This window comes from Pseudomonas sp. TE3552 (genome assembly GCF_056278945.1).
The window spans coordinates 2,878,708-2,899,807 of sequence record NZ_JBWBQJ010000001.1 but is presented as its reverse complement, the minus strand read 5'-3'; the positions used below and the strand labels follow the sequence as shown (position 1 = coordinate 2,899,807).

Sequence of the window (21,100 nt, the reverse complement as noted above, 5' to 3'; positions counted from 1 at the left end):
CCGGTAGTGAAGGGCAACTCGCGACCCAGAGCTGCCGGTGGCGAACGGCTGGAAACGGCCATTACGGGTAAGAGCACGCGCGAACAACTTGGTGGCCCAGTACATATACCTTTAGCGGGATTTTTCGGGTGATGGCCCGCTACATCGAACTGTCCCATCCCGCAACGTAAGCGCCAGTGAATGATCTCGACATGAGGATATCTGGGCCATCCTCGTAAAGCCCCAGATCGCGCAAAAAGTGAAGGTCTTTTCAAGAATCTTTTGCCAGGATATCGCTCATTTTTCGGGCTTGCGTCCGCAGCGCCTCACTGAACAAATCCACCGCCGCCGAGCCTGGCCGGTGGTTAGGGCGAATCATCATCACCTGATAACGAACGCAGACACCTAGCTGGCGAATCGACAGCCCACTCTGCGCGGCTTCCAGCCCACTCAGCGGGTTGATAACCGCCACGCCCAGCCCTTGCCTGACCATAGCGCACACCGATGCCGCGTTGGTGGTCTCGATGACCGTGCGCCTGTTGACTCCGGCGATTCTGAAATGCTGATCCAACTGCTGCCGGTAGGTATCGAGGCTGGATAGGTTGATGAAATCCACCTCGTGAAAATCACTCAGCTCAAGCTGAGTCTTCTGTAACAAGGGGTGCTGGTTCGGCAACACGCAGACCATCCTGGCGCTGAACAACAATTCGCCGGACGTCCCTCGGGGAATCTGCTCGACTTCGGTCAACCCAAGGTCATGTTGTTGGGCGACCAGCGACTCTTCCAGGAATGGTGACTCCTGAGCCGTAATGCCTACGCTCACGCCTGGGTGATGCTGATGGAATTGCCGACATACCTCGGGTAGGAGAGTCTGGGAGAAGAGTGGCAGGCAGGTGATGGCCAGCCTCCCATGTTCGAAGTTGCGAATGGCCTGAGCGTACCGGTCGATACGCTCTAGGCCAATGTAGGAAAGCTCAACTTCCTCGATCAACAGCAACGCCTGCGCCGTTGGCTTCAAGCGGCCACCATCGCGATCGAACAAACGTAGCCCAAGCAGCTGTTCCAACCGTGACAGTTCACGGCTGATGGTGGGTTGTGAGGTGAAGAGAAGACGTGCGGCACCCGTGACGCTTCCGGCTGACATGACGGCTCGAAAGATCTCGATATGGCGAAAGGATAGCTTCACAGCGGCACCAGAAAGAATGGAATGGTCATATCAGATATGAATCTATTCCAGAACAAAAGCTATTTTTATGAATGCTCGTCTTGCTCCATCCTCATGGTCCCCCTGAACGAGGACTATTCATGATCGACTCTGCACCGTTCGAAGTATTGGCCGACGCGGTTCGCCGACACGGCTCGCCCCTATGGGCATACGACGCTAAAACCATCATCGATCGTATCGAAAATCTGCAAGACTTCGACACGGTTCGCTACGCGCAGAAGGCCAATCCAAACGTGCATATCCTGCGCTTGATGCGGGCACGAGGCCTGGTCCTCGATGCCGTCTCAATAGGTGAAATCGAACGGGCCCTGGCTGCGGGGGCATCGTTCGATGGCCACCCAGCGGGGGTGGTGCTGACGTGCGATGTGCTGGACCAGGTGACACTGGCCCGGGTGATCGAGTCAAGGATAGAAGTGAACGCGGGCTCAATTGACATGCTCCGGCAGTTGGGCGAGCGCTCCCCAGGACACCGGGTTTGGATTCGGATCAACCCTGGGTTCGGCCATGGACACAGTCGCAAGACCAACACGGGCGGTGAAAACAGCAAACATGGTATTTGGCACGAACAGCTGGGCGAGGCGCTTGACTGTATCAGGACCTACGATTTGCATCTGGTAGGCGTGCACATGCACATCGGCTCAGGAGTGGATTACGAGCACTTGGAGCAGGTTGCTCGATCGATGATTGAGCTTGTTGGTCAGCTAGATAGGGATATCGAGGCTTTCTCGATTGGTGGAGGGCTGTCTGTTCCGTATAGACGCACCGACACGCCGGTCGATATCCAGCGCTACGCTCGGACATGGGCGGCGGCCCGGAAGGAAATCGAGGAAGTACTTGGCCATTCCGTGCGAATGGAGATAGAGCCGGGCCGGTATCTGATCGCAGAGTCGGGCTACCTGGTGACCGAGGTCCGCGCCGTGAAACAAATGGGCCGCAATACTTTCATCCTGGTTGATGCCGGCTTTAACGACTTGATGCGGCCGGCCTTGTACGGCAGTTACCACCGCATGACGTTGCTAGACGCTAACGGGATTCCGGTGTCTCGCCCTTTGCAACCCACCATGGTAGCTGGGCCGCTGTGCGAGTCCGGCGATGTTTTCACCCAGGATGAACATGCCCTGGCTGCCCAAGACCTGCCGCAGGCCCATGTCGGTGATCTTCTGGTGATCCATGATTCGGGCGCCTATGGTGCTTCGATGTCTTCAAACTACAACAGTCGGCCTTTGTTGCCCGAGGTCCTGATTGAGAACGCAAGTTTTCGGATGATTAGGCGGCGACAAAATATACAGGACCTTCTGAACATGGAGCTGTGCATATGAGGCGTTCCACCCTGGATCATTTGGTCATCGTGGCACCGACCCTTACGTCAGGCGCGCAACTCGTCGAGCAACAACTGGGGGTGCAGTTGCAGCCGGGAGGTAAGCATGCGCGTATGAGTACACATAACTTGCTGCTGCGGTTAGGGGAGTTTTTTTATCTCGAGGTAATTGCCCCCGACGGTATGGCGCCCTTACCCACTAGACCAAGGTGGTTCGGCCTAGATGAGCTGAGTGCACAAGCAGCTCCATATCTAGCCCATTGGGTAGCGCGTACAGAGCATCTAGATGCCGCAGACGAAAGGCTCAAGAAGGCTTTTGGAATGATCGAGCCGATGAGCAGGGGAGCGCTGTCGTGGAATATTTCGATTCAGCCTGACGGCCACTTACCGCTGGGTGGGGTAGTGCCTAGCCTGATCGACTGGGGCGACTCGGAGCATCCAGCACAGAGGCTCGCTGATAAGGGCTGCCAATTGCAACGCTTGGAGATCGTTCATCCCGACCCAGAGGGAGTGGAACACCACCTTGAGACTATCGGCTTTTCCGGCCCGGTCAGTGTCCTGCGGAGTGAGCGATATGGTTTGCAGGCATACATCGAGACTCCCAATGGTCTTAAAGTCCTGTAGCCCTAGCGATGTTCAGGCTGGACCTTACGATTAGGCTCTCCCGGGCGAGACCAACAGCGTCAGCATGTAGTAGAAGCGGACAGGCCAGGGAAGTCCGCTTTGGGTCGAATAGCGACCACCAGCCATTGTGACTGATCCACCCTTGTTCTCCCAACAACGTGGAGGACGAGCCATGAACACTATTGCTAGATACCGCCATCAGCCTTGGAACAAGGGAAAGCTTGTCGGGCAGAAAGCTCCGCTTCGAGTTAGAGATATCTGGGCTATCCGCGTAAGACTTCAGCTGGCTGCGAAGACGCGTGATTTGGCGCTTTTCAACTTAGCCATTGATAGCAAGCTGCGTGCCTGTGATTTAACCAAGTTGCGAGTTCGAGACATTGCCCATGGGGAGCATGTGTCGTCACGGGCCATCGTGATGTAGCAAAAAACTTATCACCCGGTGCAATTTGAAATCACTGAGCAAACCCGAACAGTTCTGGAGGCTTGGATGCACCAGGCGCGTCTGCGCAGCGAGGACTTCTTGTTCCCGAGCCGGTTGCACGCCTCGGACCATCTTTCCACCAGGCAATACGCTCGAATAGTGAAAGCTTGGGTGACAACCATTGGCCTTGATCCAACTATGTACGGAACCCACACGCTAAGGAGAACCAAGGCTTCGTTGATCTATCGCAGGACAAAGAACCTGAGAGCAGTTCAACTCCTACTTGGTCATACGAAGCTTGAAAACACTGTCAGATACCTAGGAATCGAGGTCGATGACGCCCTGGAAATGGCGGAACAAACGGAAATCTGACTATCCATAGTGACGGTCGATGTTTGACCGTCGCTATCCGACCCAAAGCTGACATTGCCCTCAGTCAGCTCCAAGTCTTCTCTCGATCCAGTAGGTTGTGGGTATTCAGCGACGCCACGTTCCCTCGGGCAATTCGACCTGCCGCTGGGCCGCAGCCAATGCAACCTTCAACCCCTCTTTATCCAGCGGTACGCAGTAGGCGGGTTTGGCCCGTTCGAATCGCCAGCTTTCATCAAGGCTGCCCGCATCTACCGCGTCGAATCCAATCTCATCCAGCAACGTGATCACCAGCGCTTTCGCCGCCAGGTCATCCGCCGCAATTGGTAGTGCACGCCGGTCGGGCGCCGCTTTCAGGCGCGAGTCCAGCAGCAGGTCCTGGGCGAGGATTGCATTGAACACCTTGACCACGCTGGAGCGGGGCAGATGCTCGGCGAGCAGGCGGCTGGTGGTGGTTTCGAATCGGTCGAGAGCGGCAATGTGACCGTCGCGTTCCGGGTAGTAATTGTTGGCATCCAGCACGGTTTTGCCCTCTAGCCACTTGGCCGGCACGCTTCGGTAATGCTCAAGAGGAATGGCCACGAGTACAACTTCGCCAAATTGTGCTGCGTCCTCGACAGTGCCGACCTGACTGCCAGGAATGCCGCTGAGCACGCTGCTCATGGTCCGTGGCCCACGTGAATTGCTGAGCATCGCCTCGTGTCCTGCCGCGATGACCAATTGCGCCACTGCACGTCCGATGAAGCCTGCCCCAATAATGCCGATACGCATGTCCTTGCTCCGTTGGTTAGTAAGAAGAAACTATGATGATTGCCAACCAGGAGCAGATAAATAATCATCGGCTACTTAGTCTCGTTACCAGGAGTGTTGAATGATGGATCGCCTGACGAGCATGGGGGCGTTTGTGATGGCGGCGGAATCCGGCTCCTATGCCAGCGCCGCCGAGCGATTGGGCCTGTCGCCGCAAATGGTGGCCAAGCATGTTGCCGCGCTTGAGCAACGTCTAGGTGCGCGGCTGCTGAACCGTACCACCCGACGCCAGAGCCTGACTGAGTTGGGCAGCGCTTACTACGAACGCTGCAAGCACATTTTGAGCGAAGCTCAGGCTGCCGACTCCCTTGCGCAGATCATGAATGACACCCCGCGCGGCAAACTGAAAATCAGCGCGCCCGTAACATTCGGCTCCTATAGCCTCATGCCGTTTGTGACGGAGTTTTTGCGTCAACACCCGGAGGTCGAAATTGATCTGCATTTGACCGATCGCTTCGTCGATCTGGTGGAAGAGGGGTACGAAGTGGCTTTCAGGATCGGCCCGTTGGTTGCGTCCAGTTTGACCGCCAGGCCGTTGGCGCCTTATCGATTGGTAACCTGTGCGGCACCGAGCTATCTCACCGAACGTGGAGTGCCGCAAATTCCGGGTGATCTCAAGAGCCATGAGTGTCTGGGCTATTCCTATTGGTCCCGGCCGGCCGACCGCGAATGGGTATTGTGCAAAGGTTCCGCGGTTGAACGGGTACAGGTCGCCAGTCGGTTGCAGGTCAACGAGAGCAAAGCATTGCTGTCAGCAGCACTGGACGGGTTCGGGATTGTCCTTGGCCCCGAAGACTTTCTTGAGCCGGCATTGCGCAGCGGCGAGTTAGTTCGAGTATTAGCTGATTACCAGGCCCCAAGCCGACAAATGCATTTGCTCTACACGGCCAATCGTCAGAGAACCGCTAAACTGCGACGTTTTATCGACGCTGCGCTCGCCCGCTTTGGTGCTCCTTGAGCAGGTTTTTGAGTTGTCTCAGCCGCATTGACCTGTGATTGATCGTCGCAGGTTACTGCTTCATTCACAGGCTGCTTTTGGCCGTTCTCTGCCGATCATGGTTACAACGCGTGTTGGTCAAATCCGATGCAATCGCTGGTCAGAACGAATGCAAGTGACTGGTCAGGTCGAATGCAAATGAGTGGTCAAGCGGAGCGCAATTTCGCAGCTGGCCGTTGCGAAGGGTAGCAATCGGCCAAAAGCGTCCAGTTAAATGTATCTGGGGAATCCGGATTCAGAGCCGCGAATCGGTTTCGGCTTGAATGAATGGTCAGGCCGCTTCCTCGCGGTACGTGCCGTCGGAATGAATAGCCCAATCAAATGTGTGGATCAGCTATCAGCGGAAATGATTGAGTCCTGACCGGCTTCAGCAGCCAGCTTCAATCGGTCAGCTTTACTAATGTATTTAGTCTTACTTTTCGGTGCCAATTTGGCGCTGGCCTTTTTGGCGTTAGCCTTTAATAACTGATTTATTTTTTTACGACGATTCATGTTTTTTGCTCATTTTGTCAGTGCTTGAATGATACCAGCTTAAATTTCAGGTAAAGAATGATACCGGTTGCGGTGACCTGCGGATTCCACTCCGTCCGCAGCGGCCGTTGCAGCGGGAACTTCAGGGTACTGGCCAGGTCAATGGGGGCCCTGTATCGCAGATGCCGAGCAGCACTGGTGGCCTGTTTTACGACAGTGCCGTCCGAGATCAGCCGAGTCCGCCCCCTGATGCCAACCAAGAATTTTCTGCCGGGTCTCATCCTGGCGTTCTGCGCCGTCGCGTCGCTTTGTTCGGTTGCTGCCGAGCGAAGGGCGCCCTCGCAAAGTAACAGCGCATCAACCACCCTGATCGAAACCGCCTCGCGGCAGTATGGAAATGGCCAGTTGGACCAAGCCGCTGCCACGCTGGAGCGTGCCCTGCATATCCAGCCGAGCAATCCTGCGACGCTGCATTACCTCGGTGTATTGCGTCTTCAGCAGGGGCAATACCAGCAGGCTGAAACGTTGGCGGTGCGCTCGAACATGAGGGTTGGTAGCAACATACAGTTACGCAACCGCAACTTCCAATTGATCCAGGCTGCGCAGCAGGCCAAGGCTTCGAGTACCTCACCCAACGCTAAAGAGGACCAGGTCGCAGTACAGAAGGGGCTTGAAGAGGAGGCCCAAAGGCTCCGCGAAGCAGAAATGGCCGCTGCTGAACAATCCACTCCGGATACTGGGCGCGATGCTGGCAACTTTGCTCGCGCAATGCCCGAAGGAGAATTGCAAGCGGCTTCCGCCGAGCCAGCGCCCGCGTACGATGGAGTTGAGATTCCCCGCGGACATTGGCCGCCTCCGGGTAAGTGCCGAATCTGGTTTCCAGATCGCCCGCCCGGGCATCAGCCTGCACCCGGCCGATGCAAGAAGCTGCGCCATCGGGTCCCGTCTGGAGCCTACCTGGTGCGCGGTTGAGTTTCTGAGTGTCATCATCAACTATATGACCATGCGAGGGGTGTATTGCCGCTTGCCTCACGTAAATTCCCGAGATGGCTCCCCATTAATATGTATGGTTTGAGTGAGGCAGTAGCCACGATTTCTGACTGCGCGAAAGAGATACCTGCCTCCAGCGCTTTTCTTGAACTTTATTTGTAGCCTGCTCAAACTCATTTCCAGGCCACGATAGAGGCCAGGCTCTCTCCCAATACTACTAATTAGCTCAGATCTACTGATGACGCGCTCCTCCTTGAGGAGCATATTCTTTACAATGATGCTCTCAATGTTTGTTAAGTGTATTTGATTGGCGCCGTCGAACAGGATGCGATTGTTTATATCGAACTTCCAGTATTGAGGGTGTTGAAGTGATATCTCTGTAAGGTTTGTCATGGTTTTGATTATAAAATTCATGGATGTAGCAAAAAACAAATCGTAAAAATATTACTTATTTTTGTCTTTCGTAATGTAATTTTAGGAGTGCATTTTTAAAGCGTAAGTTTTATTGGTGCGACTGCATGGCAGATTGTTGGTTTATAGCAATATATTTGTAGGTTTGATAGCTGGCGCTTATAGTGTAATTAGTTTGTTAGAGTTATTAATTGTCCAGATTAAAGGTTTATGAATAATTATTGAATATACCAAGCATGCTAATAGGTAGCTAGCTTATAGTTTGTAATAGTCTGTTGCTGTTTTGGTAACAATGTGCCGTCCAGCCGACAGAGCATCAGTAGGGGAGGACGCAAAAACGTTAAGCCAGATATCTCTGACTCGGAGCGGGGCTTTCTGCCCGACAAGCTTACCCTTGTTCCAAGGCAGATGGCTGTATGTAGCAATAGTGTTCATGGCTCGTCCTCCACGTTGAGGGAGGACAAGGCTGGATCAGTCACAATGAGTGGTGGTCGCTTTTTCGATCCGCACTCTTTGGAGTTGGCTACGGAGTTTATTTTATTGCCCTTTCCATTCATCCATTGCTCTTTCTTGCTCTGCCTCTACGTTGTTTTGAGGTTGATAGAGTCCCGGTGCGGCTGTATACCCGGTACGTGAAGCGGCATTGCCAGTCGCTCCCTGTAACCTTGCTTTTTCCTCTTTCAACCATTCATCCATTGCTCTTTCTTGCTCTGCCGATACCTTGTTTTGAGGTTGATAGAGTCCCGGTGCGGCTGTATACCCGGTACGTGAAGCGGCATTGCCAGTCGCTCCCTGTAACCTTGCTTTTTCCTCTTTCAACCATTCGTCCATTGCTCTTTCTTGCTCTGCTGATACCTTGTTTTGAGGTTGATAGAGTCCCGGTGCGGCTGTATACCCGGTACGTGAAGCGGCATCGCCAGTCGCTTTCTGTAACTTTGCTTTTTCCTCTTTAATCCATGTGTCCATTGCTCTTTCTTGCTCTGCCTCTACCTCATTTTGAGGTTGATAGTGCCCCGGAGTGGCTATGTATCCACTGCCGTCATAACTGGGTTCGTCGTTCTTTTTAGTTTCAGTCGCAGCCTGGCTTGAGTTCTGATTGACAGGGTTTTCACTCGATTTAACGGTGTCTGCGGTGGATGTATCACTAGCAGTGTTAGATTTCAGGGGTGGGGCAGCGGGAGCAGAGACGGCGTCTACTATAACTTTTGATTTGTTCTTTTTTGCCGATTTATTACTATTTTTTTGAATTTTCTTAGCCGTTGAAAAAGCAGAGTTTAGTTCTTTTTTATTTTTGCTAATAAGATTGTCAATTGGAACATAGCTAATAATTGGGCTGGGCCTTCTTTTAATATTCGAATTGTAAAACTTCACTTGCCTCTGTGTTAGCTGAATGTCAGCAATAGGCGGCAGCCGAATGAGACCAATAATCGCCTCGCGAGCAATAGCATATGTAAGTTGATCAAAGCTGTAAAAAAAGCTATTACTGGATTTTGGTATGGCAGGGGGTAGCGCCATTACTTCAATGGCACTTTCATGCTTGGAGAGTATTTTTCCTGCCACTAAATCTTTATATGTGTAAACAACGTTGCACTTCGATCGAATTCCACCCCAAGCGTTGCTTATAGATACAGAAGATACTTCTGCGCTTATTTCAATGCGACCACTGTGATTTCCAAATTCGATAAAACGATCACTGTTATGAATTTCTTTCTGGGTCGCATTCTTGATAGCATTCCCCCAGTTTGAAATTTGTAATTCGCCTGAAAAATTATTGTCTATATCTACGTTTTCTTTGTTTTTTATTTCTGCGGGGAGCACAATAATATCTACATTGTATGCAAGGTCATAATAGTCAATGTCAGGAACAATGCTCTTGTTTCTTTCGCTTGAGATTTCTGAATAATTTCTTATGTCGGCACAACTCGTAACTACGAAAAAGCTAAAAGCCAGCACGAGTAAGGCAGTTCTTTTTTTTATCGACATGTTACTCTCCTATGATTATTGATTAAGGGCGTGCTGTATCGCTGACGTATAACAGTGATTAGATCGAATTCGGCGATAACGAAATAATAGTGGTCTCTAGATAGCTCTGCGCTGCCCATTACATTTTTTTTTAAAATTCCATATAAATCATGGGCCTATATTTCACGCCCCTGAATCGCCAGGCCGCGTCCGAGCGAAATGTTGATTTGCAGGAAAAAATCTGGATTCATCCCTCTATATAAGAGATTCATACGCCGTAACAAGCAGCTATAACAATGAGCGCTAGAAAACAGACCAACTGAACGAAAAAGAAAGTAAACCGAACCGCCACCAACGTATTGGTTTGCACATGGGATACGTGAACCAGAGACTGGCACACGCGAGCGATCAGGACGATGACGGACAAGTAGCTCGCTGCAGGGTCGTCGACACCCAGGGCTGAAATCACCAACACGATGGCGCCAAAGACAGGCAGATTTTCCACACAGTTCGCGTGTGCTCTTATCCCACGCCGATACCAATCCTCGCCTTCGAGCTGATCGCATCGGAAAGAGCCAATCGGAACATTCGAGAACAAGATTCTGACCCAGCGATACACCCCGACGGTTGCCATCAACAGCAGCAAAGTCCAGGTCGCAAATCCAAGCAACATCCACATCGGTATTGTCATGGCTGCCAGCCTCGATAAATCGTTTTCAACACGTCATCCCACAGCCGCGCGGCCGACGCACGGTCGGCCGCCCCCTGTCGATCAATTGCTCATGATTGGCGCCAGTGCGGTCTGAATCGTGGACATCTGTGCGGGTGTTGTCATGTGCGTAAGCAACCGGCCAAAGTGTGGATGCTGCACGCCTGAGATAATGTATTGCCAGCGGTAAGCGCTCAGCACGCAGGCTTTGATTTGCGCTGTCTCATCGACACTGAATGATCGTGGAACATTGCGAATAAAGTAGTCGGCATCGGATGCCGATTGTGCCAGCAGGATTCCATCGACGGCTGCCACCAGCGCAATCAGATCGTTCACTGCCTGGTCGCGCTCGGCTGGCGAGAGTTTCGCGTGTTCTGCCTTCCACTCCAGTTCATCGAGTACGACGTGTCGGCTTTCATCCTTCCAGTGAAATTTGAAAACATCCTTGAATAGTGGGCACAACTCCTCACGGGGGGCGATGCTTTGCGTGTAGTGCGCCTGAACAAACAGCTCGATATGACAGGTCAGCGCCAGCACCGACCAAGTGCTGGCCGCAAGTACCGAGCGCGCCACATCGTTTGGATCGGCAACTTGGCGATATCCCGCTGGCAATTGCGAACTAATCATTGTCTCCATGCGCCGGAACAGCTCCTGGTGCTTGATCTCATCGTTAGAAAAGCGCACCAGCGCTTCGAGTGCGAGCTGATCGTCAAATACATGAGCCCGACCTTGATCGAGCATTTTGGCGCTGATAAAACGCTCGACCAAGCCAAAGATATACGCATAGGTTCGGCCCTGAATCTGACTGAGCAGACGCGCCTCGTCCGCGGCGAGAAAGGTCAGGCGGTCGATCCGCGATAGTCCGTCGGGCAAGAATTTGCGCGAGAAGTCGAAGCTCCGGTCCTGTAGCAAATCACGATCGATCTGCCATTCAGCTTTCTTCGATGATCTGACAAGTTGAGCATAACGGGCGGCGTTGTCCGAATCTGAGCTGGGCATGGTAGCAACGGTGTTCATATCGATCTCCTGCTTGCCTGGTCGAGTTGGAATGGTGCAATTACGGTTAACGTCGGAGCCCATGACCAGCGGTGAAGCATCTGGGGATAGTCTCGATCACTGAGTCCGCGTTGGTGCTAATCTAGGCCTCGCAGTTCAGGCGATGAATGACCAGGTCGCCTGATTACATGCTCCGGACTCCGGAACGGAGGGCTGGCAATTGTTGGATGCGTTTTCTGATGTGTTGCGTGTGATTCGGCTGTCTGGAGGGGTCTTCCTCGAGTCGGAATTCACTGCGCCCTGGTGCATCAAGGGAAGAATCTCTGCGGACGATTGCAAACCGTTCCTGGCGGCACCTCGACATATCATTGCGTCGCATTTTGTAGCCGCGGGGCACATGCAATTACGAATCGATGGTGGTGCCACCATCGACGTGCGGGCAGGTGAACTCGTTTTGCTTCCGCACAATGACCCTCATTCTTTTGGCAGCGACCTGAGCATTGCGCCCATGCCGGCGGGCGAAGTTATTCGGCCGCCAGAAGTCGGCGCTGTTTCACGAATCAAGTACGGCGGGGGCGGCGAGGTCACGCAACTATTGTGCGGATTCCTCGGCTCTGAAACACCCTTCAGTCCGTTGCTTTCGTCGCTGCCATCCTTATTGAAATTAGATTTACGCGCGACGGCTTCGGGAGCCTGGATTGAGAGCTCATTCCGTTTCGCTGTCAGTGAGATTGCGGCGGGGCGCCTCGGCTCGACAACGGTCATCGCCAAGCTGTCCGAATTGCTGTTCGTCGAAGCCGTCAGCCAGTATGTCGCGAGCCTCCCCGCTGAGCGGCGCGGGTGGCTGGCGGGTTTGCGAGATCCGCATATCGGGCGCGCACTGGCGCTGCTCCATGCTCGCCCAACCGAGGGCTGGACTGCAGAAGCCCTGGCTCTTGAAGTGGGCATGTCGCGCTCGGTATTCGCGGAGCGATTCACGGCGTTGGTCGGACAGCCACCAATGCAATACTTGACGCTCTGGCGTATGCACGTGGCGGCTCAACACCTGCGCGAAGGTCGCAGTAATGTGGCGCAAATCGGCTTTGCCGTTGGCTACGAATCCGAAGCCGCGTTCAGTCGCGCATTCAAACGCCAGTTCGGCACATCCCCCGGCACTTGGCGCAGACAATCAGCGTGAGAAGGTCCGGTCTATTTTCACCCTATCCTGCGAAAGCGTAACGTTCGCAGGATAGGGAAGGGCGCTTCATTTTAGTGTTGCGTTGAGGCAGGACTTACTCGACGGCTTTAACCATGTCCTCGATGACCTTCTTGGCGTCGCCGAACACCATCATGGTTTTGTCCAGGTAGAACAGTTCGTTGTCCAGGCCGGCATAGCCGCTGGCCATCGAGCGCTTGTTGACGATGATGGTCTTGGCCTTGAACGCTTCGAGAATTGGCATGCCGGCAATCGGCGATTTCGGATCGTTCTTGGCCGCCGGGTTGACCACGTCGTTGGCACCGAGCACCAGCACCACATCGGCCTGGCCGAACTCGGAGTTGATGTCGTCCATCTCGAACACCTGGTCGTAAGGCACTTCGGCCTCGGCCAGCAACACGTTCATGTGGCCGGGCATACGACCGGCAACCGGGTGAATCGCATACTTCACGGTCACGCCGCGGTGAGTCAGCTTCTCGGTCAGCTCTTTCAATGCGTGTTGCGCGCGGGCCACTGCCAAACCGTAGCCCGGCACGATGATCACGGTGTCGGCGTTGGTCAGCAGGAAGGTCGCGTCGTCAGCCGAACCGGATTTCACCGGACGGGCTTCTTTCGAGCCTGCCGGGCCAGCGGCATCTGCCGTATTGCCGAAGCCACCGAGCAACACGTTGAAGAACGAACGGTTCATCGCCTTGCACATAATGTACGAGAGGATCGCACCGCTTGAGCCCACCAGGGAGCCGGCAATGATCAGCATCGAGTTGTTTAGCGAGAAGCCGATACCTGCCGCAGCCCAGCCGGAGTAACTGTTGAGCATCGACACCACCACCGGCATGTCGGCGCCGCCGATCGGGATGATGATCAGCACGCCCATCACGAACGCCAGCGCCAGCATCAGGACGAATGCGCTGAAGTTGCCAGTCAACATGTAGGTGATGCCCAGCGCCAGCGTCGCCAGACCCAGCACCAGGTTCAGCTTATGTTGGCCGCTGAACTGTACGGGTGCACCCTGGAACAAACGGAACTTGTACTTGCCCGACAGCTTGCCGAAGGCGATCACCGAGCCGGAGAAGGTGATTGCACCGATGGCCGCGCCGAGGAACAGTTCCAGGCGATTACCGGCAGGAATCGAATCGCCCAGTTGTTTGACGATACCCAGCGATTGCGGCTCAACGACAGCCGCGATCGCAATGAACACCGCGGCCATACCGATCATGCTGTGCATGAAGGCGACCAGTTCCGGCATTTTGGTCATTTCAACGCGTTTGGCCATGATCGAACCGGCAGTGCCGCCGATCAGCAGGCCGACGATCACGTAGACGATACCGTCCTGCGCCAGTTCGGAGCCCAACTTGTAGATCAGGCCGACCGTGGTGAGGATCGCCAAGCCCATGCCGAGCATGCCGTAGACATTGCCGCGCCGCGACGTGGTGGGATGCGAAAGGCCCTTGAGCGCCTGGATGAAGCAGACCGAGGCGATCAAATACAGGGAAGTAACCAGGTTCATGCTCATGCTTGCTGCACCTCAGCCTTGGCTGCTGCGGCTTTGGCTGCCGGAGCTTTTACCGGAGCCGCTTTTTTCTTGAACATTTCCAGCATGCGCCGGGTCACCAGGAAGCCACCGAACACGTTAACGGCCGCCAGGGCCACCGCCAGGGTGCCCATGGTCTTGCCCAGCGGGGTCACGGTGAGGGCGGCGGCGAGCATGGCGCCGACGATCACGATCGCCGAGATGGCGTTGGTCACCGCCATCAACGGCGTGTGCAGTGCAGGTGTGACGTTCCAGACCACGTGGTAACCGACATAAATCGCCAGCACGAAGATGATCAGGTTGTAGATACCGTGAGAGATCAGCATGTCTTCCATTGTTTTTATCCTCAGCCGTTCTTGCGCACGATCTGGCCGTCGCGGCACATCAGGCACGCGGCGACGATATCGTCTTCAAGGTTGATCTCGAACTGGCCTTCTTTGGTGAAGATCAGTTTCATGAAGTCCAGCAGGTTGCGTGCGTACAGCGCCGAAGCGTCAGCCGCCACGGCGCTGGCCAGGTTGGTCGGGCCGACGATGGTCACGCCATTCTCGACAACCACCTGATCGGCCACGGTCAGCGGGCAGTTGCCGCCCTGGGCTGCCGCGAGGTCAATGACCACCGAACCCGGTTTCATCTGGGCCACGGTTTCCGCGCTCAACAGCGTCGGTGCCTTGCGGCCGGGGATCAGCGCGGTGGTGATAACGATGTCAGCCTGCTTGGCGCGTTCATGCACGGCCGCGGCCTGGCGCTGCATCCAGCTGGCCGGCATCGGTCGGGCGTAACCGCCGACACCGACGGCGCATTCACGCTCTTCATCGGTCTCGTAAGGCACGTCGACGAACTTGGCGCCGAGGGATTCGATCTGCTCTTTTACCGCAGGACGCACGTCAGACGCTTCGATCACCGCACCCAGACGTTTCGCCGTAGCGATGGCCTGCAAACCGGCCACACCGGCACCGAGGATCAGCACGCGGGCTGCTTTCACGGTACCCGCGGCGGTCATCAGCATCGGCATGAAACGTGGATAGTAGTGAGCGGCCAGCAGCACGGATTTATAACCGGCAATGTTCGCTTGGGAGGACAGCACATCCAGGCTCTGGGCGCGGGAGGTGCGAGGCGCAGCCTCCAGGGCAAAGGCGGTAATCCCGCACTCGGCCAGCTTGGCGATGGTGTCGTTGCTGAACGGGTTGAGCATCCCCACTACAACGGTGCCGCTTTTAATCAGCGCCAGCTCGCTGTCGCTGGGGGCGACCACCTTCAAAATCAGCTCTGCACCAAACGCGTCATTGGCGCTGCCAATGGTTGCGCCTGCCGCTTCATAGGCACTGTCGACAACGCTGGCGTTAACGCCGGCGCCGCTTTGTACAGTGACCTTATGACCCTGGGCGATCAGCTTCTTGATGGTTTCCGGGGTTGCAGCAACCCGTGTTTCACCGGTCTGGGTTTCGAGAGGAACACCAATGTGCACGTCAAATCTCCTGCGTGATCTTATTGAGTAAACCCATGCACTACAGATAAATGGGGACGGCAGGGACGGCCGATCAGCACGATGCCGCCAAGTCAGAACGATCAACCATCCGAACACTGGCAAAAGTCGATTCGTTTCGTGCCTGGTCTAGCGCTGTCAGTTGTTTAGTTGATGACTGCTGCGGGGCTGAACGTATGCCAGCGATACAGCTCTCGCCCCGACAACTGATTGGCCATGCGCAGTGGCTCTACTGCGGACGCCAGGGAAATAAGTGTGAATTTATCCAACAGCAGAAAACCAACGGATTGAGTCGTACCGTCGGACAAGGTGGAGTTCGATGACATCGTGGTCATGTCCTCACAAAGAGCGATTACGGCCTGAGACCCCTTGGCGTAGGGAGTATTAGGTTTGGCGCAAATACCTCTTTGGTTTTATCCCACTGACGTCACCCTCGCAGCCTGCGCAGGGTGACGCGACGTCACAAGGCCGATAAAGGAAATCGCCAGCGCCAGTCCAATGGTTGTGCTGACTTCAGTACGGTGCTCTGGGGTGATCATCATGACTGCCAGCGCTGCGCAAATGAACGCAATCACCAGCCACGTCAGCCATGGAAACAGCCACATGCGAAAGGTCAGCTCAACGTTCTGCCGACGCAACATCCGGCGCATGCGCAACTGCGACACCGCAATGGCCAGGTACACCAGCAAGGCAATCGCGCCGGAGCTGGCCAGCAGGAAGTCAAACAGCCCGGCGGGCATGAAGTAGCTCCACACGGTGATCGCCGCGCCCAGCACGGTGCTGGCGATGACTGCTGCCCGCGGCACGCCTTCGGAGGAGGTCGCCTTCAGCGCCTTCGGCGCATCGCCACGACGGCCCAGCGAGTACAGCATGCGCGAAGCAATGTAGATCGAGGAGTTCATGCAACTGGCCACGGCGATCAGCACTACCACGTCCACCATGAACTTGGCGTGGGGAATGTTCATGATTTCCAGTGCCCGCTGGTAGGAGCCTACCTGGGCGAGCAGTGGATCGTTCCAGGGCACCACGGAGATGACCACGAAAATCGACAACAGGTAGAACACGCCGATGCGCCAAATCACCGAACGCGTGGCTTTGGCAATGTTCTGCGAGGGATTGTCGGATTCGGCGGCGGCGATGGTCACTGCCTCGGTCCCGATGAAGCTGAACATGATGGTGATGAAGGCGCCCACCACCGCCGACAGGCCGTTGGGGGCGAACCCGCCGTGTTCGGCCATCAGGCCGCTCAAGCCGCTGACCTCCCGTTCAGGCACCCAGCCCATCAACACGGCAAAACCCACGCCGATGAAACCGATGATCGCCACCACCTTGGCCATGGCGAACCAGAATTCGAATTCGCCGTACTTGGAGACACTGAACAGATTGGTGATCACCAACACAATGATCGACACCAGGGCGAACAGCCAGGCATCAATCTGGGGGAACCACTGGTTTAACACGTGGCCGGCGGCCAGTGCTTCAATAGGAATCACCAGTACCCAGAACCACCAGTACAGCCAACCGATGGTGAAGCCTGCCCAACGACCTATTGCCTGGTCGGCATAGGTGGAGAACGAGCCAGTGTCCGGATTGGCCACCGCCATTTCACCGAGCATACGCATGACCAGAACGACGAGCAGGCCTGAGAATAGGTACGCCAGTAGGACTGCTGGACCAGCAGCTGCAATGGCATGTCCTGAGCCAACGAATAAACCTGCGCCGATAATCCCGGCGATAGACAGCATTGTTACGTGACGAGGCTTGAAGCCCTGCGCCAATTGGCCACTCGAATCCTTGGAGTTAGGGCTAATCATTGGTTTTTTTCTCTGCTGATCGACATTTAAGCGAATTGATGGGGGCAACGGATCATCATCGTTTCCTGCTGCCGCTTCCTAAAAGTGGCACCCTTCAAACGCTGCAGTTCTTATCAAACCCATCGTCGCGATGTGGTTATTTCTATGAAAAGAAGGCGCCACCTTACCCGGCTTGTTCGACAATTCAGTTACCTGTCCACGCCGCCTCCTTGCCTGATATCGACACGTGCCAATTTAGCGTTCACAGCGAAAACCAATCGGTCACGAAATGGCAAAGTGCAATCATTTTGTTTTTTGTGGATTCTGCTACAGCAGCAACGGATGGGGATCACTTGGAAGGTTTAAGCGGGCGAGAAGGTTTCGGGACAAGGGCCGCGAGATCTCTCTGGGAAGAGCGGATTGGATGATTGCTGCCTGTCGCGACCGGTTGAATCCACAGCCCACAGCGGCCAGTCACGCCAGGCTATCGTCAGCTAGGAATGGAGGGGCGATGGGACTGAGTGAGGGTCAATCCAAGCTAATTAAGGCGCGAGGAAAGGTTGCAGTGAATGTCGTTCCGCTCGTTAGAGAAGACGTTACAGCCACTTCGCCGTAGTGCGCCCTTGCGATCTCACGAACAATGAACAGGCCCAGCCCGACACTTCTAAGTTCAGCATTGTCATGACTGCCACGGATCATCGGTTCGAACAGGTCCTTGAGCAACTCCAGTGGTATGGGTGTGCCAAGGTTGTGCACTGTAATAATGACAGCTTGCTCTTCGAAGCTCGAAGAAACGGTGACTTCGCTATCGGCAGCACCGTAGGCTACTGCATTGGCGACCAGGTTGCCGATGAGCTGATACAGCCGATCACTGTCGGCAGTAAAGTCACCTTGTCCATAACGCAGGTGGATCAACTCATGCCCGGGGAAAGCCAGACCCAGCTCGTCCAGGCAGTCGGCGACCAGTTCGTGTAGATCAACTGGTTTGGGCAGGACCGCGATACCTCGCCCGACCTGCGTCAAGGTGAAATCCAGCAGATCGGCCACCAGACGCTGTGCGCGCTCTGCCGAGTGGGCGATGTGGCCAAGTATTTGTGCTTGTTTAGCATCCATCTCCCTGCGGCCCAGCAGTTCCGTTGCCATTTTTATCGCCGACAAAGGGTTGCGCAGGTCATGACTGACAATCCCGATAAGTTGCTCGGCGAACAGGGCCCTGTCTTCAGCCGCGGCGTAAGTAATGCGCAGTTTGTCTTGGGTAATATCCATTACCCGCTGATCCTTGAGGTGTTTTGCCAAATGTCTTTCGGCAAGCATTCGGGCATTGAGTAGCTCGCGCTCGTACCTTTGCCGATCTTCGACTTTGAACAGCGTCATTTCATGAAATATGCCAGCAGAGTTCTCACAGCGGATGGCGCTGAGCATCATCGGAATTGAATGTCCGTTGTAGTGAACGAGATCGAACTTGACATCAGCGATCACGCCCTGGATTTGCATAAGGGGCGTCCAGTACATCCGATGAAACGTCCTCCCTTCAAGGCTCATCAGGTCTTGGATGTGACGACCGAGCAGCTCTGTCCTGCGATAGCCAATCCAGCGGCAGAAGGTGAGGTTGACCTGTGCGATCTGGCCATTTTCTGCGGTAAGCAGTAAGCCACAATCAGCTTCGTCGAAGAGAATTTCAGAACCGGGCAGCGAGTCGTCATCTGCGGGCATTTGTATTCACTGACCAGTGGGGCCGATATCTGGAAAATTATAGACACCACTCGCGCAAGGACCCTGAAAATTTACCCTTTTCGTAGTGATTGGCCTCGACATTCGGGGGGCTTCACCCGCTATGAATGACCGTTTATGGCCGATTGCTCCCAGTCACGAAGGGCGGCAGGTAGCCTCCCGACCTAACGTAGCCGCCAGTGCTAACAGTGCTAAATGACTTTTTACGATGGCCCGCAGCCTGGATCTGGCCGCCAACTCCATCCGTACTACTGGATGCCTTTGGCGCGTTCAGGTTTGTGGGATGCCAACCACTCTTTCTGCTCAGCGTCGATGAAGCTGCCGAAGATGCGAAACATAGACGTCAGGCATGGCCACTTCTCCTGTGAATTAGGAAAGCGTAGCAGCCAAAAAAATGACCCGCATGCGGGCGGCCAAATGGGAATTCTTCAAAGGAGCAGGGGTAATCTGCGCTCCATTCTGTGAGCACTGCGTGAAAAGCATGTCGCCGAAACGAAAGCATTCGGTCGAAGCAAACACACTACTTTTGCTGATGCAGGTATTTCTGAATTGCATCAATTTCAAGTTTGCTTGGCTTTACACCGTTGTCAGATTTGAAGCTATCGCTAGCCCAATGCGGCATTGGCGCCTTCAGAGGCTTTCCATGGTCGTCGATACCGCTAAGCACGGCTCGCTCAAATACTTTTGATTTCCACTCACTGGCATCTCCGGCCAGCTTAGGTGCCGATCCTCCCGTGCCTCGAGGTCCGTGACAAACAATGCAGTTATCTTGAAAAAGTTTTTCTCCATCTGGCGGTGATGCCATTGCCGATGAGCAGGTGAGTAGGGCTATGAACGTCAGAAATGCGCATTTCATTTTAGGCTCCTGGCGACCCGACGATGACGTGAGCTGCTTAGGGGCGCTAAGTGAGAGCGTAGCAGGAGGCGAATGACGATGGGCGAGAGGACTTCAGGTAGCGAATCCCGACGCTGGGCCGTGTTTGCGCTGCTCCATAGGGCTCTCCGTGTCTTGTTCACTCTAGACAGAACTGCGGCGAGCTCAATGCATTTTCTAAACATAAGCGTGAAAGCCCAGGCTCACCACGGCTGATCCTCTCCTATCGAAAGTTCTCGGCAACGGGGTCAGCCAGCAGTTCGTTCACCAGATTGAATACAGTGCTCTTCACTGGACTGTTCAAATCAACCCAGGCAAGGCCAGTGGTTGCTCGGTAATTCCCCAATTCAAGGGGTTTGGAAATGACATTGGCTGGCAGCGCACGCCCGGCACGAGCGGGCAGTAACCCGACGCCGAGACCCGGCGGAAACCAGCGCGAGCATAGTGGTGAATTCGCCCAGTTCCGATGCGATTTCCAGCTGCGCGCCATGGCCGCTCACGGCCTGCATCAGGCCATCGTAAAATCCGGGGGCATAGCGTCTGCCGAGGACGAAAACGGGTACGTTTACCAGCGCTGTGGGGTGCAGCGTGCCGCACGCTGCCAGAGGATGATCGACGTGCAATGCCACTATGAAGGTCTCCCGCAACACTTCCAGGGTTTGGATTCCCGGGGCCACGGTCGGCAAACGCATCAGGCCGAATTCGAGCTGGCCATTTTTCAGCGCCGCGGTCTGATCCGGGCCCGGCATGTCCTTGAGTTCCAGTTCAATTCGCGGGAATCGCTGATGCAGCGAGCGGATCAAGGTGGGCAGCAGTTCGGGTAATACCGAGGAGACGAAACCCAAACGCACGCGACCTATTTCACCGCGCCCTGACGCTCTGGCCACGTCCGCCGCGTGGGCCGCTTGATGCAAGGTCGCGCGCGCCTCTGGTAGGAAAATCAGTCCCACTTCGGTCAAAGCGACTGAGTGCCGATTGCGCTCGAACAGGCGCACCCCCAGTTCTTCCTCGAGTAGCTTTATCTGCATGCTCAGCGCCGGTTGAACGATCGACAGTTGCTGCGCGGCTCGACCGAAGTGAAGCTCCTGAGCCAAGGTCACAAATGCTCTCAAGTGCTTGATTTCCATTTGAATACTCCGGATTTTCAGAGCCCGTATCACGTTCATCATGAATTTTGATCACGAGATCATTAATGACGATTGGACGTG

The 21,100-nt window shown here is 54.9% G+C and carries 17 protein-coding genes and 4 pseudogenes; 6 read left to right on the top strand and 15 right to left on the bottom strand.

Annotated elements, in window-relative coordinates:
* Positions 1-250: 250 nt before the first annotated feature.
* On the bottom strand, positions 251-1,165 hold the full coding sequence (locus tag ACZ9BB_RS12815) for a LysR family transcriptional regulator (RefSeq protein WP_476214097.1): 915 nt from the start codon (positions 1,163-1,165) through the stop codon (positions 251-253).
* A 119-nt stretch (positions 1,166-1,284) separates the two neighbouring features.
* On the opposite strand from ACZ9BB_RS12815, the gene lysA reads away from it, so the two are divergent.
* The 3 genes and pseudogenes from lysA to ACZ9BB_RS12800 all read left to right on the top strand — a co-directional run bounded on the left by lysA (position 1,285) and on the right by ACZ9BB_RS12800 (position 3,939).
* Positions 1,285-2,523 carry a diaminopimelate decarboxylase gene (gene lysA, locus ACZ9BB_RS12810; protein ID WP_476214096.1) on the top strand — a complete coding sequence of 413 codons (1,239 nt, stop codon included), beginning with the start codon at positions 1,285-1,287 and terminating at the stop codon, positions 2,521-2,523.
* Complete coding sequence (locus ACZ9BB_RS12805) at positions 2,520-3,146, top strand: VOC family protein (RefSeq protein ID WP_476214095.1); 627 nt, start codon at positions 2,520-2,522, stop codon at positions 3,144-3,146. Before lysA ends, ACZ9BB_RS12805 begins: the two co-directional genes overlap by 4 nt.
* Positions 3,147-3,318: 172 nt before the next feature.
* A pseudogene (locus tag ACZ9BB_RS12800) lies at positions 3,319-3,939 on the top strand (tyrosine-type recombinase/integrase).
* Positions 3,940-4,044: 105 nt separating this feature from the next.
* Here ACZ9BB_RS12800 and ACZ9BB_RS12795 read toward each other — a convergent pair.
* A complete protein-coding gene (locus ACZ9BB_RS12795) occupies positions 4,045-4,707 on the bottom strand; it encodes an NADPH-dependent F420 reductase (protein ID WP_476214094.1) in 663 nt (220 codons plus the stop codon).
* A gap of 100 nt (positions 4,708-4,807) precedes the next feature.
* On the opposite strand from ACZ9BB_RS12795, the gene ACZ9BB_RS12790 reads away from it, so the two are divergent.
* A complete protein-coding gene (locus ACZ9BB_RS12790; RefSeq protein ID WP_429580949.1) occupies positions 4,808-5,704 on the top strand; it encodes a LysR family transcriptional regulator in 897 nt (298 codons plus the stop codon).
* A gap of 369 nt (positions 5,705-6,073) precedes the next feature.
* Here the strand turns inward: ACZ9BB_RS12790 and ACZ9BB_RS12785 are convergent, their stop codons facing one another.
* Positions 6,074-6,235, bottom strand: coding sequence for a DUF2986 domain-containing protein (locus tag ACZ9BB_RS12785; protein ID WP_476214093.1), 162 nt, complete (start codon positions 6,233-6,235; stop codon positions 6,074-6,076).
* Positions 6,236-6,463: 228 nt separating this feature from the next.
* Here ACZ9BB_RS12785 and ACZ9BB_RS12780 point away from each other — a divergent pair, with 228 nt between their 5' ends.
* Complete coding sequence (locus ACZ9BB_RS12780) at positions 6,464-7,186, top strand: tetratricopeptide repeat protein (protein WP_476214092.1); 723 nt, start codon at positions 6,464-6,466, stop codon at positions 7,184-7,186.
* 774 nt (positions 7,187-7,960) lie between these two features.
* Here the strand turns inward: ACZ9BB_RS12780 and ACZ9BB_RS12775 are convergent.
* From ACZ9BB_RS12775 to ACZ9BB_RS12760, 4 genes and pseudogenes are all read right to left on the bottom strand, one after another.
* Positions 7,961-8,050: pseudogene (locus tag ACZ9BB_RS12775) on the bottom strand (integrase); the annotation flags it as partial.
* Between the two features lie 102 nt (positions 8,051-8,152).
* Positions 8,153-9,598, bottom strand: coding sequence for a hypothetical protein (locus tag ACZ9BB_RS12770; RefSeq protein ID WP_476214091.1), 1,446 nt, complete (start codon positions 9,596-9,598; stop codon positions 8,153-8,155).
* Between the two features lie 247 nt (positions 9,599-9,845).
* Positions 9,846-10,268 (bottom strand): MAPEG family protein, encoded by a 423-nt coding sequence (locus tag ACZ9BB_RS12765; RefSeq protein ID WP_476214090.1) that lies wholly within the window; start codon positions 10,266-10,268, stop codon positions 9,846-9,848.
* An 81-nt stretch (positions 10,269-10,349) separates the two neighbouring features.
* Positions 10,350-11,303 carry a diiron oxygenase gene (locus ACZ9BB_RS12760; RefSeq protein ID WP_476214089.1) on the bottom strand — a complete coding sequence of 318 codons (954 nt, stop codon included), beginning with the start codon at positions 11,301-11,303 and terminating at the stop codon, positions 10,350-10,352.
* Between the two features lie 199 nt (positions 11,304-11,502).
* Here ACZ9BB_RS12760 and ACZ9BB_RS12755 point away from each other — a divergent pair, with 199 nt between their 5' ends.
* The gene (locus tag ACZ9BB_RS12755) at positions 11,503-12,459 is read left to right on the top strand and encodes an AraC family transcriptional regulator (protein WP_476214088.1); all 957 of its coding nucleotides are present in this window, start codon (positions 11,503-11,505) and stop codon (positions 12,457-12,459) included.
* Between the two features lie 94 nt (positions 12,460-12,553).
* On the opposite strand, the gene ACZ9BB_RS12750 is transcribed toward ACZ9BB_RS12755, so the two are convergent.
* The 8 genes and pseudogenes from ACZ9BB_RS12750 to ACZ9BB_RS12715 all read right to left on the bottom strand — a co-directional run bounded on the left by ACZ9BB_RS12750 (position 12,554) and on the right by ACZ9BB_RS12715 (position 21,019).
* Positions 12,554-13,990: an NAD(P)(+) transhydrogenase (Re/Si-specific) subunit beta gene (locus ACZ9BB_RS12750; protein ID WP_476214087.1), complete on the bottom strand. Its 1,437-nt coding sequence runs from the start codon at positions 13,988-13,990 to the stop codon at positions 12,554-12,556.
* Positions 13,987-14,343 carry an NAD(P) transhydrogenase subunit alpha part 2 gene (locus ACZ9BB_RS12745; RefSeq protein WP_476214086.1) on the bottom strand — a complete coding sequence of 119 codons (357 nt, stop codon included), beginning with the start codon at positions 14,341-14,343 and terminating at the stop codon, positions 13,987-13,989. The genes ACZ9BB_RS12750 and ACZ9BB_RS12745 overlap by 4 nt, the downstream gene beginning before the upstream one ends.
* Before the next feature lie 11 nt (positions 14,344-14,354).
* Complete coding sequence (locus ACZ9BB_RS12740; RefSeq protein ID WP_476214085.1) at positions 14,355-15,476, bottom strand: Re/Si-specific NAD(P)(+) transhydrogenase subunit alpha; 1,122 nt, start codon at positions 15,474-15,476, stop codon at positions 14,355-14,357.
* 185 nt (positions 15,477-15,661) lie between these two features.
* Positions 15,662-15,829: pseudogene (locus tag ACZ9BB_RS12735) on the bottom strand (GlxA family transcriptional regulator); the annotation flags it as partial.
* A 78-nt stretch (positions 15,830-15,907) separates the two neighbouring features.
* Positions 15,908-17,308: a GABA permease gene (gene gabP / locus ACZ9BB_RS12730; protein ID WP_476214084.1), complete on the bottom strand. Its 1,401-nt coding sequence runs from the start codon at positions 17,306-17,308 to the stop codon at positions 15,908-15,910.
* 507 nt (positions 17,309-17,815) lie between these two features.
* Entirely contained in the window at positions 17,816-19,000 is a 1,185-nt protein-coding gene (locus ACZ9BB_RS12725) for a PAS domain-containing sensor histidine kinase (protein WP_476214083.1), read from the bottom strand.
* Positions 19,001-19,538: 538 nt separating this feature from the next.
* Positions 19,539-19,874, bottom strand: a complete 336-nt coding sequence (locus ACZ9BB_RS12720) for a c-type cytochrome (RefSeq protein WP_476214082.1) — start codon at positions 19,872-19,874, stop codon at positions 19,539-19,541.
* Positions 19,875-20,115: 241 nt separating this feature from the next.
* Positions 20,116-21,019: pseudogene (locus ACZ9BB_RS12715) on the bottom strand (LysR family transcriptional regulator).
* Positions 21,020-21,100 lie beyond the last annotated feature (81 nt).